Raw genomic sequence first — 506 nt, forward strand, 5'->3', positions numbered from 1 at the left:
GTTTGACGCAGACGCGTAGCGGTGCGGTGGCTCGACAAGCCCATCAGGTTGCTTACCTGCTCGTTGGTCTTGCCTTCAATGATCTCGCGACGCCCGAACGTATTGCGCAGCAAGCGGGGACTCTCGTCGGCAGCGGACAAGCCCGCGCGTCGTAGAGATGCTCGAACGCATTTCACCAACGTATCCGGCTGCATCGGTTTTCCCCCTGCGGTTGCAATGAACATCCATTGCGTCGCGCACTGGATGCGCCGGCGCGCGTCCTGATAGCTGCGCAGAACATTGGCCGCGAAGGCGTCAATCGGCACGCGGCGGGCAATGCGCGGTCCATGTCTTTCGACCAAAACGCTAGGGCGCCCGCCATGCATGTCGAGGTCGTCGACTCGCAGTTGCCTGAGTTCGGCCGCCGTGACTCCCGACGCGAGAAACAGCGCAACGATCGCCGTATTTCTCAGTTCCTTGAACGCCGCATCTTCCGTCGAGACGCATACCGCCTGTAATCGCGCATC

The 506-nt window shown here is 61.5% G+C and carries 1 protein-coding gene; it reads right to left on the reverse strand.

Annotated features, from left to right (window positions below; translation table 11 throughout):
- On the reverse strand, positions 1–506 hold a 506-nt coding region (locus AWB81_RS44185; RefSeq protein WP_144444447.1), incomplete at both ends, for a site-specific integrase.

Origin of the sequence: Caballeronia arationis (assembly GCF_001544975.2) — a bacterium.
Taxonomy (GTDB): domain Bacteria; phylum Pseudomonadota; class Gammaproteobacteria; order Burkholderiales; family Burkholderiaceae; genus Caballeronia; species Caballeronia arationis.